This is a genomic window from Streptomyces sp. G-G2 (assembly GCF_030063135.1).
In the GTDB taxonomy this organism is placed as follows: Bacteria; Actinomycetota; Actinomycetes; order Streptomycetales; family Streptomycetaceae; genus Streptomyces.
In genome coordinates, this window is record NZ_JASISO010000034.1 from 81,781 (window position 1) to 96,993 (window position 15,213).

Annotated in this window: 14 protein-coding genes; 9 read left to right on the top strand and 5 right to left on the bottom strand. The window is 72.4% G+C overall.

The genetic code is table 11. From position 1 onward, the window contains the following. Positions 1-44 precede the first annotated feature (44 nt). Both QMF80_RS25390 and QMF80_RS25395 read left to right on the top strand, forming a co-directional pair. Positions 45-197, top strand: a complete 153-nt coding sequence (locus QMF80_RS25390; RefSeq protein ID WP_283457047.1) for a hypothetical protein — start codon at positions 45-47, stop codon at positions 195-197. 159 nt (positions 198-356) lie between these two features. Continuing rightward, complete coding sequence (locus tag QMF80_RS25395; RefSeq protein ID WP_283457049.1) at positions 357-581, top strand: hypothetical protein; 225 nt, start codon at positions 357-359, stop codon at positions 579-581. 140 nt (positions 582-721) lie between these two features. On the opposite strand, the gene QMF80_RS25400 is transcribed toward QMF80_RS25395, so the two are convergent. From QMF80_RS25400 to QMF80_RS25415, 4 genes are all read right to left on the bottom strand, one after another. Continuing rightward, entirely contained in the window at positions 722-1,429 is a 708-nt protein-coding gene (locus QMF80_RS25400) for a phosphatase PAP2 family protein (RefSeq protein ID WP_283457051.1), read from the bottom strand. A 249-nt stretch (positions 1,430-1,678) separates the two neighbouring features. Next, complete coding sequence (locus QMF80_RS25405; protein ID WP_283457071.1) at positions 1,679-2,689, bottom strand: C40 family peptidase; 1,011 nt, start codon at positions 2,687-2,689, stop codon at positions 1,679-1,681. An 84-nt stretch (positions 2,690-2,773) separates the two neighbouring features. Beyond that, positions 2,774-4,588: a serine/threonine-protein kinase gene (locus QMF80_RS25410; RefSeq protein ID WP_283457053.1), complete on the bottom strand. Its 1,815-nt coding sequence runs from the start codon at positions 4,586-4,588 to the stop codon at positions 2,774-2,776. Between the two features lie 21 nt (positions 4,589-4,609). Next, complete coding sequence (locus QMF80_RS25415) at positions 4,610-5,449, bottom strand: thioesterase family protein (RefSeq protein WP_283457055.1); 840 nt, start codon at positions 5,447-5,449, stop codon at positions 4,610-4,612. A 220-nt stretch (positions 5,450-5,669) separates the two neighbouring features. On the opposite strand from QMF80_RS25415, the gene QMF80_RS25420 reads away from it, so the two are divergent. Then, a complete protein-coding gene (locus tag QMF80_RS25420; protein ID WP_283457073.1) occupies positions 5,670-6,470 on the top strand; it encodes a pentapeptide repeat-containing protein in 801 nt (266 codons plus the stop codon). Positions 6,471-6,892: 422 nt separating this feature from the next. Here QMF80_RS25420 and QMF80_RS25425 read toward each other — a convergent pair whose 3' ends face one another. Continuing rightward, positions 6,893-7,555, bottom strand: coding sequence for a hypothetical protein (locus QMF80_RS25425; RefSeq protein WP_283457057.1), 663 nt, complete (start codon positions 7,553-7,555; stop codon positions 6,893-6,895). A 407-nt stretch (positions 7,556-7,962) separates the two neighbouring features. Between QMF80_RS25425 and QMF80_RS25430 the strand changes: the two genes are divergently transcribed. From QMF80_RS25430 to QMF80_RS25455, 6 genes are all read left to right on the top strand, one after another. Next, positions 7,963-8,271, top strand: a complete 309-nt coding sequence (locus QMF80_RS25430; protein WP_136213834.1) for a DUF8827 family protein — start codon at positions 7,963-7,965, stop codon at positions 8,269-8,271. Positions 8,272-8,368: 97 nt separating this feature from the next. Beyond that, a complete protein-coding gene (locus QMF80_RS25435; RefSeq protein ID WP_283457059.1) occupies positions 8,369-9,205 on the top strand; it encodes a hypothetical protein in 837 nt (278 codons plus the stop codon). Beyond that, complete coding sequence (locus QMF80_RS25440; protein WP_283457061.1) at positions 9,195-10,547, top strand: hypothetical protein; 1,353 nt, start codon at positions 9,195-9,197, stop codon at positions 10,545-10,547. The genes QMF80_RS25435 and QMF80_RS25440 overlap by 11 nt, the downstream gene beginning before the upstream one ends. Beyond that, on the top strand, positions 10,544-12,106 hold the full coding sequence (locus tag QMF80_RS25445; RefSeq protein WP_283457063.1) for an SCO6880 family protein: 1,563 nt from the start codon (positions 10,544-10,546) through the stop codon (positions 12,104-12,106). The genes QMF80_RS25440 and QMF80_RS25445 overlap by 4 nt, the downstream gene beginning before the upstream one ends. A 21-nt stretch (positions 12,107-12,127) precedes the next feature. Beyond that, positions 12,128-13,552: an ATP-binding protein gene (locus QMF80_RS25450; RefSeq protein WP_283457065.1), complete on the top strand. Its 1,425-nt coding sequence runs from the start codon at positions 12,128-12,130 to the stop codon at positions 13,550-13,552. Between the two features lie 2 nt (positions 13,553-13,554). Next, complete coding sequence (locus tag QMF80_RS25455) at positions 13,555-15,093, top strand: type VI secretion protein (protein ID WP_283457067.1); 1,539 nt, start codon at positions 13,555-13,557, stop codon at positions 15,091-15,093. The last annotated feature ends 120 nt before the right edge of the window (positions 15,094-15,213 follow it).

Here is a 15,213-nt window from a genome sequence, read left to right on the forward strand (position 1 = left end):
TGGACTCGCACACGCTGGCGCCCCCCGTCCCTCCGTTTACGACCGTGCCGCTCCCGTCGCAGTCGGCCGGCCACTCCATCAGCACCTCGGAACGCGGTTCGTTCTGCCTCGCCGTGTGCAGCTGCGGCTGGCGCGGCCCGGCCCGCCGTTCCCGGGACCTGGCCCGCAAGGACGCGAACGCGCACCTGGCGGGGTAGGCCGCCCCGCCGCGTCCCCGCCACCCGTTCGGACGACCCCGCTGGCCGGTCCGCCCCGGACCGGATGCCCTGGAGAGGAATCCCCCCTCCCCAGAGCGGAGCCCCATGCCCGGACGTCCTCCGGTTCGACGCCCACGCGCCCGTACGGCCCCGCGGGCCGTGGCCCTCGGCTGGGCACTGCTGCTGGCCCTGACCCCGGCTTCGGCCTGGGCCAAGCCCGTCGGCACGGCGGACGGCCCGGGCGATGTGGCCCTGGCCATCGGGGCGACCTCCGCCGCGGCCGCGGCGACCGGCCTGTGGCTGCGCTCGCGCTACCGCCGCGAGTCCCCGGACCCCGAAACCCGGCCCCGCGACCGCCGGGACCAGGAGCGCGGCGGCCCGTGACCCGCCTGCGCCCCCGACCCCCCGCGGTCCGCCTCTGCTTCGCCGCCTCGGCCCTGTGCCTGCTCTCCGCGGTCCTGCTCACCCTCTGGAACGCGTACACCCAGGGCTGAGTAGGCCTCCTCCGCCCGCGATCGGACGGGTCAGGCCGCCAGGTCGTTCTCGCGGGGGTGGGCGCCCGGCGGGGTGTGGGGCTGGGGGAGGTCCAGGGGGAGGGGGCGGCCGTGACCCCGGGCGCGGACCAGGAGGGCCGCCCGGGGCGAGCGGGCCACCGCCCGCACCAGCGGGGTCAGCAGGGCCATCGCGAGCGGCGCCAGCAGCAGCACCACGGCCGTGCCCAGCGCGAGCCCGCCGATGACGTCCGTCGGATAGTGGACGCCCATGTACACGCGGCAGAAGCCCTCGACCAGGGCGAGACCGATCCCGACCAGCCCGAGCCTGCGGTTGGCGATGAAGACACCGACGGCCAGCGCCATCATGAGCGTGGCGTGGTCGCTGACGAAGGAGAAGTCGCTCTTCCCGGGGACCAGCACCTCCAGCCCCTCGTGCTGGACGAACGGCCGCGGCCGGGCCACGAACCCGCGCAGCGGGATGTTCACCAGCAGCGCGATCCCGGCGGCGAGCGGCGCCCACACCAGCGCGGCGAACGCCTCGGCGGCTGCGGGCCCGTCCTGCCTGCGCGCCCCGCGCCAGCACCACAGTACGAGCGGCACCATGGCCAGCGGCAGTCCGTACTCACCGACGAGGGAAACGATCCGGTCGAGCGCTTCCGGGGCGTGCCGGGCCAGTCCGTTGATGTCGTACAGCAGGTCGACGTCCACATTCGGCCCACCGGTCGTGAGTCCAGCCATGGCGATGCGACCCCTTGCCTCGGTTCCCCTGAGAACGCACCCCTGTGTACGCCCCTGCGCCCCCCGTTGACCAAACCCCCGTGACCATGGAACGCCCGTTCTGGCGGCTGGGTTCCACTCTCCACCGAATGATCACTCCAACGTTATCCAAGAGTGACCGGTCGTCGCAGCTCAGGGCCCGGGCCTCACGGAGAGTCGCCGGAACGGATCCGGCCACGTCCGCCCCCCGCTTGGCACGTCCCGGACTCCCTACGCCCCCTTGGCCGCCGAGTCCCGCACCGGTGAGGCCTCCGCGCCGTCCTTGGTGACCCGCGTCGCCCCGAAGTAGTCCGGGCTGTCGATCTTGTCGAAGCGGATCACCGCCCCGGTGTAGGGCGCGTTGATCATGTACCCGCCGCCCACGTACAGCCCGACGTGGTGGATCTCCCGCGAGTTCGCCAGATCGTTGGAGAAGAACACCAGGTCACCCGGCAGCAGTTCGCTCCGCGACGGATGCGGTCCCGCGTTGTACTGGTCGTTCGCGACCCGCGGCAGATCGATCCCCACCGTCTTGTACGCCGCCACCGTCAGCCCCGAGCAGTCGAACCGCCCGTCCTGGTCAGCCGTCCCGTTCCCGCCCCACAGATACGGCGTACCCAGCTGCTTCTGCGCGAAGTAGATGGCTCCCGCGGCCTGCTGCGACGGCGCAACCCGCCCGACCGGCCGGGCGAAGCTCAGCGCCAGGGTGGTGATCGTCTTCACGTACCCCTGGGTCTCCTTGTACGGCGGCACACCCTGGTACTTGATGACCGCGTACGCCCCCGCGTTGTAGGCGGCCAGCATGTTAGACGCCGCGTCACCCGGCACCCCCGCCACGTCCTTGGACAGCTCGCAGTCGTAGGAGGCCGCCGACGGGATCGCGTCGTTGGGGTCCCAGATGTCCCGGTCCCCGTCCCCGTCCCCGTCGATCCCGTGGCCCGCCCACGTCCCCGGAATGAACTGCGCGATCCCGCGCGCGTCCGCCGGACTGACCGCCGTCGGATTCCAGCCACTCTCCGAGTACAGCTGCGCCGCCAGCAGCGGCGGACTGATCGCGGGACACAGGTTCCCCCATCTGGCCACCAGCTGCTGGTACTTCGCCGGTACGGCGTTCGGCGCGAGCCCGAGCCCACCGCCCCGCCCACCGCCGGGGCCGCCCAGCCCCGCCGCCGCCGAGTACGTCCCCACGACGAGCAGCATGACGAAGGTCAGGCACACCCCGACCCCGATCCCGCCCAGCATCCAGAATCTGCGCACCCGTCAACCCTCCCCCACGAACAGCCCCTCACGGGGTGTTTTCCCTCGGTTCGCCCGTGTCGCACCCCACTACCCCACCCGAAAGCCCGAACAGGAGAACCGCGCGTACTTCTTGGGGTCATCCTCGACGTGGTAGAAGACCACCGTCCAGTCCCCCGGGTCCGACGCCAGGGGCACCGGCGGCGTACTCGTGCCCCCCGTGTACATCCGGAAGTGCTCCGGATAGGTCAGCTCCAGGTACTCGCCCGAATCCCAGCTGCCGTAGAGGTCCACCGGCGCGCTCGTGTATCCGAGCGCCCCGCTCGCCTGCGCCCCGGGAGGTTTGACGGCCACCGAGACGTAGTACGGCGCCGGGCGCTTGCCCCGGTCCGGCTCGCCCGCCCCGCTCGCCCGCATCTTCACCGACACCGTCTCGCCCGGCACCCCGTTGGTGTTCGAGGAGACCGTGGACGTCTCCGCCCCCTTGCCCGGCGCGTCCTGGCCACCCGCGGGGTCGTTGCACGTGCCGCTGCCGAACGCGGCCATCTTCGGATCCTTGGAGAGCGTCCACCGCTCCCGCGAGGCCCGGGAGCGCTCGATGTGGTCCGCGGGCGCCTTCGCACCGCCGCCGGGGGACCGCGCGCCGGTGCTCGCGCTCGCCGACGCGCCCCCGGAACCGCTGGGGGCCGCCGCGCCCCCACTCCCGGAACCGCTCCCGGAACCGCCCCCGCCGGTCAGCGGGAACTGCCACGCCGCGACCGACCCCGCCACGGCCAGCGCGAGCCCGAGGGCCACCCGGGTCCCGGCCCGCCGACCGCGACGGGAGGACGCCCGGGCGACGTACTCCGTGGTCCTTTCCCGCTCTTCGGCCCCGCCGGAGCGCTCCGGCGCGAGGTCAGGAGCCGGGGCCGGGGCGGGGGCCAGCTCCGGCTCCGGCAGCGGCTGCGGCTCCGGCTGCGGGCCTGGCAGCGGGTCTGGCTCCGGCTCCGGCAGCACGTGGGTGCGTACGGAGTCCTGCGCGCCCGGCGCCGCTCCCGGCCCCCCGCCCGGCAGCGGATCGCGCGCCGCCCCCAGCTCCGCGTACACCGGATCGTCGACCAGCGCCCCCGTCACCGCGCACCGCCGGATCACCTCCGCCAACGACGGCCGCGCCCCCGGGTCCTTCGCCACGCACGCCCCGATCAGCGCCGCCAGCCCCGGCTCCACCCCGGCCGCGTCCACCGGCTCGTGCACCGTCCGGTACGCGATGCCCGCCACCGTGCCGTCACCGAACGGCGGCCGCCCCGTCGCCGCGTACGCCAGCGTCGCCCCCAGCGCGAAAACGTCGGACGCCGCCTCGCCCGTACCGCCCAGCAGCACCTCCGGCGCCGTGAACCCCGGCGTCCCCGGCGCCTCGCCCTCCCGGGTCAGCATGGTCAGCCCGACGCCCCGCGCTATCCCGAAGTCGATCAGCTGCGGGCCCTGCGCGCCCAGGATCACGTTCTGCGGCTTCACGTCCCGGTGCGTCACCCCCTGCGCGTGCACACTGGCCAGCCCCTCCGCCAGCGCCGCGCCCAGCGCCCGGCAGGTGCCCGGCGGCAGCGCGCCCCGCTCCCGCACCGCGTGGGCCAGCGTGGGCCCGGCGACGTACTCCGTGGCCAGCCAGAACGGGGCCTCCTCCAGCGAGGCGTCCACCAGGCGCGCGGTGTACGCGGAACGCACCTCCGCCACCGTGCGCGCCTCGCGCCGGAACCTCGCCAGTGCCTGCGGATGCCCGAGGAACTCCTCCCGGACCACCTTCACCGCGACCAGCCGCCCCCCGGGCGAACGCCCGAGGTACACCTGACCCATCCCCCCGGAGCCCAGCCGGGCCACCAGCACGTGCACCCCGATCCGCGCAGGATCGGTCTCCCTCAGCGCGTCCATGCGCGAGAGCCTGTCACAGCGTCAGCGCGCGGCGACATAAAGGCTCTGCGCACCGCGCCCGATGGGCCCCTCCTCGTCGTGCAGCCGGGAGTCGGCGAGCCCGATCCCGCCCGGGTCCACGCTGGTACGCGCCTGCACGCACACCCACTCGCCCACCGGATGGCGGTGCAGATGCACCGTCAGGTCCCCGTTCACGAAGAGGTACTTGGCGATGTCGAGCACCGCGCCGACGCCGTTGCCGGAATCGGCGGCGACCAGCACCCGGTCCAGCGGCCGGGTCTCCTCCCCCACGACGAGCGGCACCCTCATCCGCATCCAGCAGGTCCCCGGGCCCGGCTCGACGAACGTGCCCTCGGTGAACCGGGTCTCCATCGCCGTGTGGTAGCCGGTCTTCCACGGGATCCGGAAGAACGGCGTGAGCCCCACCTCCCGCGGCGGCGTCAGCTCGGGCCCCGACAGGACGGCGGGCACCACGTCCCCCTCCCCCGCGACCCGGATCCGCAGCGCCCGGGCGAGCATCACGGGCGCGGCCCCCGCGGGAGCGAGCGCCGCCTCGATCACCTCGGTCCCGCGCCCGGCCCGGAGCACCGACGTGGTGACCTCCAGCGGGCCGATCGGGACCGGCCGCACGATCTCGTACGTGATGCGCGCGATCCGCATGTCGTCCCGGGCGTCCGGGCGCTCCTCGACGGCCCGCCCGAGCAGCGCGGCGGGCGGCCCCGCGTGCTGCGCGCCCCGGTCCCAGGGCCCGCGCGTGTACGCCGTGGCGAGGAACCGCCCGGTGTCGACCCGCTCGTAGAACCCCTCGACCGTTACGTCGTCAGCCTCGTCCACGCCGTGCACACCGTCCACGTCAGCCATGGCGAGCACGCTACCGAGAGGTAACCACGCGCACCAGCCCCGTACGCCACCGCCACCGCACCGGTAAGGCCCCCGCCGGGCACCGCCCCGGACAGGGGACAATGGAACCGTGTCCACCCCCAACGCCCCGTCCAGCCCCGCCACCGCCGGCTCCGGCCGCGCCCCCGGATCCGTCCCCGAATCGGGCACCGGCACCGGCGCCAGCTCCGGCGCCAGCCCCCTGCCGGCCGTGCTCCAGGCCGACTGCGCGAACTGCTTCGCGCTGTGCTGCGTCGCCCTGCCCTTCGCCCGCTCCACCGACTTCGCCGTGGACAAGCCCGCCGGCACCCCCTGCGCCAACCTCAAGCAGGACTTCCGCTGCGCAATCCACACCGGGCTGCGCGACAAGGGCTTCCAGGGCTGCACCGTCTTCGACTGCTTCGGCGCGGGCCAGCAGGTCTCCCAGGTGACCTTCGGCGGCCACGACTGGCGCACCCACCCCGGCACCTCACGGCAGATGTTCGAGGTGTTCCCGGTCATGCGCCAGCTCCACGAGCTGCTCTTCTACCTCACCGAAGCCCTCACCCTCGCCCCCGCCCGCCCCGTCCACGCCGAGCTGCGCCGCGCCCTGGCCGAGACCGAGGAGCTGACCCGTTCCGACGCCGGAACCCTGGCCGCCGCCGACGTCGGCGCCCGCCGCGCCGCCGTGAACGCCCTCCTGCTCAAGACGAGCGACCTCGTACGGGCCACCGTGCCCGGCCGCAAGAAGAACCACCGCGGCGCCGACCTGATGGGCGCCCGGCTCTCCGGCGCGAACCTGCGGGGCGCCACCCTGCGCGGCGCCTACCTGATCGCCGCCGACCTCAGCCGGGCCGACCTGCGCACCGCCGACCTGATCGGCGCGGACTTCCGGGACGCGAACCTGAGCGGGGCCGACCTCACCGACAGCATCTTCCTCACCCAGGCCCAGCTGAACGCCGCCCGCGGTGACGCCGCCACCCGCATTCCCCCCGCCCTGACCCGTCCGCCCCACTGGTCCTGACCCCCGCACTCCCCACGGGGCCACCCCGCGTCCGCGCGCCCGCACGTCCGCGCGCCCGCACACCCCCGTCCCGCACCGCGGAGCCCGACCCGTACCCCCGTGCCGGGCCGGACCCCGAGACGCTCCCAGGCTGCCGCACACCACTGACAACGGGCCCGGGCCCACCCGCTCGCCACACTCCCCAGCACCATGGCACCGGGTCGCCATCACCGGCGGCCCGTTCCGCCGGTCCGGCCCCGCCATCGGCCGGCATCCTCGTGCGAACCCCGCCCCCGCTGGCCCCGCGCACCGGCTCGTGCTTCCGGCCGCGGCGCCAGCGACGGGCACGCCGTCGAAGCCCGATGTCAGCGCCCGACGCCAGAGCCCGGCATCAGGTCATGGCGTCAGCTCATGGCGTCAGGGCCTGGCGTCAGGGCCTGGCGTCAGGGCTTGACCAGCGCCGTCCAGCCCGACTGGCAGTTGAGCGCGGGCGTGACCGACGGAGCGATCGTGCAGGTGTTCTCGTACACGTCACCCGACACGGTCAGCACCTTCACGTACACCGTCGGGCCCGAGGACTCGACGGACACGCTGCACGCGTTCTTCGGGTACCCCGGGTTCTTCGGGCCGGTCAGGTTCTTCCAGGCGTACGGGCCCGGGGTCGGCTGCGACTTGCGCACGCCGATGAAGGTCCTCCCCTTGGAGATCGCGGCACTGAACTCCAGGTCGGCCGGCCCCTTCGCCGAATCGACGTCGGCGCACGGTCCGGGCTGACCAGCCGGACCCCGGTCCCCCTTCGGACCGCGCGGCCCGGGGCAGCCGGAGCCGCCACCGTTCATGACCGGCGCGGCGGCCTTGGGCCTCTTCTTCGCCGTCTCCTTCGCCGTCTCCCTCGCCGTCTTCTTCGCTGTCTTCTTCACATCACCGCCCGGGCCCTTCACGGGCTTGGCTGACGTGACGTAGCAGCCACCGCCCGCGGTGGGTGCGCCCGCCGTCGACGCGACGGCCATGGCCGGAGCCGAGACCATCGCGAGTCCGAGCGCCAGCGGGAGTGCGAGCCCACCGGCGAGCCACATGCGCCGACCAGCCATTGATGCGGAACCCATCCGTTTGCTCCTTGTGTCGTCTTCATCGCGGAACCTCGTGCTCCGGCCGGGAGCGGGTGGAGCATCCCCCGCACCCGGCGCCACGATGGTCCGACATTCCGTCAGTACGCTGATATGTCAGCGGGTTGGTCCAACGACACGCGGTCCACTGCGCCGAACGGCGGCCCCCCGCGCGGACCCGCAGCCCGCCTCGCGTACGCCGGGACGACAATCATTGCCCGGGGTCACACCCCGTGATACACAGAGTGACCAGGTCAGCGGACGTGGGTGGGGCCCGGACCGGGATATCAGGCAAAGAGAGCCGTCAAGTCGACATACGACGGCGATTTAATCAGCGAAGATAGGACGTGACCCTTGCCATCGGGCACGGGCACTCCGGAACTACCCATACAGGGGCGGTGAGTTACATGATCCTGGCAGCCGAAAAAGGCGACATCACCACCATCATCGGCGGAATCGCCCCGAACTGGGGGCCGTTCGGCAGTCTCGGCAACGAGGCGAAGGTCATGGTCGAGGTGGTCATGGCCGTCGCGATCCTGCTCTGCCTCGGCATCGCGATCTGGGGCGCGGCCAAGCAGCGCATCGGCGCGACCGCCCTGCGCGACACCTTCAGCGCGGAGCAGGGCAAGGGCCTGATCGTGGCCGGGCTGACGGGAGTGTTCATCATCGGCTCCCTCGGCACCCTGTTCACGATCGTGTACGGGATGGCCGTCTAGCCACACCACCCGCTCGCGACCTGATGACGACTCACCACACCGCGTCCACGCGGCCACCAGCGCTACCGTCGTACGACGCCGAGGGGGCGGACAGGGAATGAGCCACGACGACCAGTACGGCGGCACCGGCCCAGGCCACGGCGAGGTCGGGGGCACGGGCCAGACCCGCACCCGCCTCCCGGACTCCCCGACCGACCCCTACCCGGGCCCCCGCCGCGGCTCCCGCCCCTCCCGCGGCCTGATCACCGTCGTCGGCGTGGTCGTCCTCCTGATCGCAGCCATCGCGTTCGCGAACCAGAACCAGGACCCCCCGACCACCCCGTCGTCATCAAAACCCCCCACCACCACCTCCACCGCAGCCACGGGCACCACCCCGGTGGACGGCAAGAACAACGGCGTACCCTCCGGCTTCCCCCAGAACGAGCAGGGGGCCCAGTCTGCGGCGACCAACTACGCGGTGGCCCTGGGTTCTGACGGCATGTTCAACACGGGGCGGCGCCAGTCCATCGTGGGTGCCGTCTCGGAGGACAGCTCAAGAGCGAAACTCCAAGCGGGATTCGACGCCGACTACTCGGCAGGGCTGCTGTCCCAGATCGGACTCACGAAGGACGGGTTCGCCCCCGCGGGCGCCACCTTCGTCAGCCGTACCGTCCCGGTCGGGGCCAAGGTCAAGAACTTCACGAGCGACAGCGCCTCCGTCGACGTGTGGTGCATCGGCATGTTCGGCCTGACCGGGGAGAAGTCCACCCGCCCGGTTACCAACAGCTGGTTCACCATCTCCATGACGCTGAAGTGGAACGGGTCGGACTGGAAGGTCCTCGACACCTCCCAGAAGGAAGGACCCACCCCGGTCAGCAGCGGCAACGCGATCTCCACCTCGGACCTGATCGCCGGAGCCGTCACTGAATTCGGAGGGTTCACCTATGCCCGGTAGCCTCCGGCTCCCGCTCCGGCGGGCCGCCGCGACCGTCGCCGCCCTCCAGGTGTCCGCCGTGCTCCTCGCGTCGCGCGCGATGGCCGCGCCCACCCCCGGCCCGAGCACGAGCTCCACCCCGAGCCCCACCGGGAGCAGCGACCCGTGCGCGCTGATCGCGGGGCCCGCCAAGGAGTACTGCCAGAAAGGCGCCGACGCCACCGGCGGAGCCCCCCGCACCGGCCTCGCCCCCTCCGACCCCACCGACGCCCTCAACCCCCTCGCCTCCCTCTCCAAGGGCTGCGCCGAAGCCGCCGCCTGGATCGTCGGCAAGCTCAGCGAAGCGGTCAACGGCACCGCGAAGGTCGACTTCACCAACCCCACCTTCCTCAAGCAGTACGCCGTCGTCTTCGCCGCCTCCGCCATCCTCACCCTCGTCCTGTGGCTCTTCGCCGTCGCCAAGCGGGCCATCCGCGGCGTCCCCTTCACCACCGCGATGTCCGAAGCCATCGGCTTCCTCTGGCTCACCGTCCTCGCCTCCGCCTTCACCCCCCTGATCCTCTACACCGTCGTCTCCGCCACCGACAGCGTCACCCAGGTCATCGCCACCGCGACCGGCAGCCAGAACGACGTCTTCTTCGGGTCCTTCGCCGAAGCCCTCAAGAAGGGCGACAGCATCGGCGGCGGCCCGGTCATGCTGATCGTCGTGGCCCTCGTCACCGTCCTCGCCGCGGGCGTGCTCTGCCTCGAGCTCGTCATCCGCGCCGCCCTGCTCTACGTCGGCGCCCTCCTCGGCGTCGTCGTCTACGCCGGGCTCGTCGACCGGAACCTGTGGGGCCACGTCCGCCGCTGGGCCGGCATCATGATCGCCGTCATCCTCGTGAAACCGGTCATCGTCATCGTGCTCGGCCTCGCCGGAGCCCTCGCGGGCGAGAAGGGGCCGAATGCCTTCTCCGCCGTCGTATCCGGCCTCGCCATCATCCTCCTGGCGATCTTCGCCTCCGCGATGATCTACCGTTTCGTACCCGGCTTCGGCGACGAGATCGCCTCGGCCCGCTCCAACCGCAGCAAGGCCACCGACGGCGCCCAGGCGGCCGCCGTCATCAGCTCCCCGGCCTCCCTCGTCTCCCAGGGCATCAAAACCCACAGCAGCCGCGGCTCCCACCGCGCGGGTGACGGCGGAGGCGGAGGCGGAGGCGGAGGCAACACCGCCCCCCGCCCCGCCAACCCCCTCTCCGGAGGGGTCGCCGCCCACAGCAGCCGCCCCTCCGGCGGCGGATCCGGCGGATCCGCAGCCGCCCCACCGCCCCGCACCGGCTCCGGCACGAGCAGTACGAAGAACACAGGAGGTGACGGGCGTTGACGATCCAGTCCCACCAGATCCATCCCATCGCGCCCCGCCGCACGTATCTCATCGGCCGGGCCCGGCCGAACGCGATCGTCGGCAAGAACCGCGAAACCGGCGAGATCGCCCTGATCATCGCCGGCGCGTTCCTCGGCATGATGAGCGGACTGCTCGTCCCCGGCATCGCCCCCCGCATCGCCATGCTCGCGGGCTTCCCCGTGCTCGCCCTCGCCGCCGTGTACATCCCCTACAAGGGCCGCACCTTCTACAAGTGGTTCGAGATCAACCGCAGCTTCAAACGGACCCTGCGCCGCGGTACGACGTACCGCTCGGCCGCCATGGAAGCGGGCATCCGCGGCTCCGACGGCCGCGAGGTCGAAGTCGGCCCGCCCCCCGGCATCGGCCGCATCAACTGGCTCGCCGCCCCCTTCGGCCCCGACGAGATCGCCGTACTCCTGCACGCGGACCGCCGCACCGTCACCGCGGCCATCGAGATCGAGGGCCCCGGCGTCGGCCTGCGCGACAGCGAGGACCAGGAAGCCCTCGTCGACCGCTTCGGCACCCTCCTCAAGCACGTGGCCAACGGCGACGGCTTCGTCACCCGCATCCAGATGCTGGCCCGCACCCTCCCCGCCGACCCGGACGCCCACGCCAAGGACGTCGCCCAGCGCGGTGACACCACCTCCCCCGGCTGGCTCCGCGACTCCTACGACCAGCTCCAGTCGATGGTGTCGACCTCCTCCGAGCAGCACCGCGCCTACCTCGTCGCGTGCATGCACTTCAGCCGCGAACTCGCCGCCGAAGCCGTCACCATCGCCCGCGCCGGCACGCCCCAGAAGGGCCGCAAGCTCGACCGCGACGCGGGCCTCGCCATCGTCATGGCCCGCGAACTCACCGACATCTGCGCCCGCCTCGCCGAAGCCGACATCCGCGTCCGCCAGCCCCTCGGCCAGAGCCGCCTCTCCTCCCTCGTGCACTCCATGTACGACCCCGACCACCCCATCGACCACATCCAGGCCATGACCAAGCGCAACGCCTGGCCCGCCGAACTCGACGCGATGGAACCCACCTACCTCCAGGCCAAGACCCGCGAGTCCTCGACCCGCGCCCCCTGGTGCCACGCCACCGCCTGGGTGAAGGAATGGCCGATGACCCCCGTCGGCGTCAACTTCCTCGCCCCCCTCCTCGTCCACACCCCGGACGTGATTCGCACCGTCGCCGTCACCATGGACCTCGAACCCACCGAGATCGCCATCGAACGGATGCTGACGGAGAAGACCAACGACGAGGCGGACGCGAGCCGCGCCGCCAAAATGAACCGCACGGTCGACCCCCGGGACATCGCGGCACACGGCCGCCTCGACCAGAGAGGCGAAGACCTCGCCAGCGGCGCCGCGGGCGTCAACCTCGTCGGGTACATCACCGTGTCCTCCCGCTCCCCCGAGGCCCTCGCCCGTGACAAGCGGACGATCCGCGCCTCGGCCGGCAAGTCGTACCTCAAGCTGGAGTGGTGCGACCGCGAGCACCACCGCGCCTTTGTGAACACACTGCCGTTCGCGACCGGCATCCGACGCTAGCCGGAGGGAAGAAGCCGCCCCATGCGAGATCCGCTGTCCGCGATGTCGGACGCCTTCACCAGCTTCCTCTTCGGAAAGGTCGAGACGACCCGCCTGCCCGTCCGCACCTCCACCGGCCAGGCCCAGGCCGTGTACCTGCCCACCGCCGCCCCCGGCCTCGGCGACTCCGGCGTCATCATCGGCCGCGAGGTCTACAGCGGCAAGGGCTACATCTACGACCCCTTCCAGCTGTACGGCCAACAGCTCCCGGCCCCGCACTGGCTGGTCCTCGGCGAATCCGGCAACGGCAAGTCCGCCCTGGAGAAGACCTACGTCCTGCGCCAGCTCCGCTTCCGCGACCGGCAGGTCGTCGTCCTCGACGCCCAGGGCGAGGACGGCGTCGGCGAATGGAACCTCATCGCCCAGCAGCTCGGGATAATGCCCATCCGGCTCGACCCGGTCGCCGCCCTCGACGGCGGCATCCGGCTCAACCCCCTCGACCCGGCGATCACCACCACCGGCCAGCTCGCGCTGCTCCGCACCATCATCGAGGTCGCGATGGGTCACGGTCTGGACGAGCGCTCCGGCTTCGCCCTCAAGGTCGCGCACGCCTACGTCAACGAGATGATCACGGACCGGCAGCCCGTACTGACGGACATCGTCGAGCAACTGCGCCACCCGGAACCCGAATCCGCCGAGGCCATGAACGTGGGCATAGACGACGTACGGGCCTGGGGCCTGGACGTCGCCCTCGTCCTGGACCGCCTCGTCGACGGCGACCTGCGCGGCATGTTCGACGGCCCCACCTCCGTCGGCATCGACCTCGACGCGCCCCTGATCGTCTTCGACCTCTCCCACATCGACCGCAACTCCATCGCCATGCCCATCCTCATGGCGATCGTGGGCGTGTGGCTCGAACACACCTGGATCCGCCCCGACCGGAAAAAACGGATCTTCCTGGTCGAAGAGGCATGGCACATCATCAACTCCCCCTTCGTCGCCCAGCTGTTCCAGCGCCTCCTGAAGTTCGGCCGCCGCCTCGGCCTGTCCTTCGTCGCCGTCGTCCACCACCTCTCCGACGTCGTCGACGGAGCGGCCGCCCGTGAAGCCGCCGCCATCCTCAAAATGGCCTCCACCCGCACCATCTACGCCCAGAAGGCCGACGAGGCCCGCGCCACCGGCCGGGTCCTCGGCCTCCCACGCTGGGCCGTCGAAATCATCCCCACCCTCACCCCCGGCATCGCGGTCTGGGACGTCAACGGCAACGTCCAGGTGGTCAAACACCTGATCACCGAGGCCGAACGCCCCCTCGTCTACACCGACCGCGCCATGACGGAATCCTCGGTACAGCACCAGCTCCCCGACGAGCTGCTGGCGGCCGAACTGGAAGCGGAGGAGCGCGCCCTGCGCATCGAACGCCATCGCAACGGCGGTCACGGCCCCGGCTCGGCGACGACGGTGGCCTGAGCATGGCCGACCCCCACCGTACGAGCCCCCGCCCCACCCCCGGCGAGCGGCGCGGCGGCATCCCCGACGGGCTGCTGCTCACCCTGCTCGCCTTCCTCCTCGGTCTGGCCGTCATGGTGTGGTCCGCCACCGGCCTCTCCGCCTGGATCGCCCGCGGCGCCTGGCCGGACACCGTCACCTTCGGCCACACCCCGTCGGCGGTACGCGCCCTGATAGCGCAACCCCACGACGTGGCCGGCGCCTGGCCGGCCACCGACCCGGCCGCCCTCCCGGGCTGGGGCCTGTTCTGGGGCACCTTCATCAGCCAGCTGCTCGTGCTGTTCGTCGTCACCGTCTTCGTGATCGGCGTCGTCGCCCGCACGAAGTCCCGCCGCGCCCGGGCCCGCCGGACCCCGGAACCCGCCGCGCCCCCGGCCCCCGTACCGGTCCAGTCCACCGCGGCCTACGAGCCCCCGCGCACCGCGCCGGCACCGCTCCCGCTCTCGCTCCCAGTCCCGGAACCGGTCAAGTCCCACCCCCCGGTGGACGAGGCCTACCGCTACGGCTTCGGCTACGCCCCCGCGGCCACCCCGCCGCGGCCCCAGGCCCCCACACAGGCAACGAGCCCGGCCTCCACCACCGCCCTGCGGTACGCCGACCCGGCCCAGCGCCACCAGGCGGCGGCCGCCCGCATCACCGAGGCCGAGGGCGCGGCCCTCATCGTGACCTCGTCCCCCGCCCTGTGGGCCGCGACCAAGGACGCCCGCGCCAAACTCGGCCCGGTCCTCCTCTACGACCCCGCACACCTCTGCGACACCCCGGCCCGCATGCACTGGAACCCGGCCGAGGGCTGCGCCGAGCGCGACACCGCCGCGGCCCGCGCGATCGCCCTGCTGGCGCCCGTACGCCCCCAGGCCCGTATCGACGCGGCCGTCGCCGACACCGCGGAAACGCTCCTGCGCAGTTGGCTGCACGCCGTCGCCCTCGACAGCCGCCCCTTCAAGCAACTCCAGCGCTGGGCCCAGGGCACCAACGCCCAGGAGCCGGTGCGCATCCTGCGCACCCACCCCCACGCGGCCCCCGGCGCGGCGGGCGAACTCGAAAGCGCCCTCACCGCCCACCCCGAACGCCGCGAGATGGCCCAGCACGTGACGGCCCGTGCCCTGAGCTGCCTGTCCTCGATCCACATCCGCGAGGCCTGCAACCCGAACCGAACGGATTCGCTCACACTGGCTTCGTTCCTGACCGAAGGGGGCAGCCTCTACGTGGTGGGCGAGCCCCTGGAGGACCCGCGCACCCACCCGGGTGCGATGCCCCTCCTCACCGCACTCACCGCAAGCGTGGTCGAGCACGGCCGTCGCATGGCCGCACGGTCATCCCACGGTCGGCTCGACCCACCACTGTCACTGATCCTCGACGACATCGCCGCCGTCGCCCCGATCCCGCAACTCCCCGACCTGCTGGCCGACGCCACGGGACTCCCGGTCCTGGCCCTGTGCCGCAGCCGCGAACAGGCCCGCTCCCGCTGGCCGGAGGCGGACCTGCCCCTCGCGACGCACTAGATGAATGAGTCCAAGGGATGGCCTGCGGACATGGCACGAGGGCGTCCAGTGTCGATGTGTGAAGAACGACGTGAACACCCTCGCAACAGCACTCTATGCCCGGATCGATGACGAGTTGAA